At 63.4% G+C, this 451-nt stretch carries 1 protein-coding gene; it reads right to left on the reverse strand.

Going from position 1 to position 451, the window contains the following annotated elements:
* Positions 1 to 451 (reverse strand): DNA gyrase subunit A (locus tag EN935_RS40085; protein WP_281040434.1); only part of this gene is annotated, 451 nt, incomplete at both ends.

The raw sequence follows: 451 nt of genomic DNA on the forward strand, positions 1-451 counted from the left end.
CGGTCATTGCCGCGCTGTTCGATGTTGACCTTGCCGCGCATGACGATGGAGCCGCGGCCGGTCGAATAGGCGCTGTAGATGCCGGAGCGGCCAAGCACGATGGCGCCGGTCGGGAAATCCGGGCCCGGAATGATCTCCATCAGCGCCGGCAGGTCGATCGCCGGATTGTCGATGATGGCGATCGCGCCGTTGCAGATTTCGCCGAGATTGTGCGGCGGGATGTTGGTCGCCATGCCGACGGCGATGCCGCCCGAGCCGTTGACCAGAAGATTGGGAAAACGTGCCGGCAGAACCTTCGGTTCGCTGCCCGAGGCATCGTAAGTGTCCTGGAAATCGACGGTATCCTTGTCGATATCCTCCAGAAGCTCGTGCGCGACCTTGGTCAGCCGCGCTTCCGTGTAGCGCATCGCTGCCGGCGGATCGCCGTCGATGGAGCCGAAATTGCCCTGTC

The sequence above is a fragment of the Mesorhizobium sp. M7D.F.Ca.US.004.03.1.1 genome (assembly GCF_003998635.1).
GTDB lineage: Bacteria > Pseudomonadota > Alphaproteobacteria > Rhizobiales > Rhizobiaceae > Mesorhizobium > Mesorhizobium loti.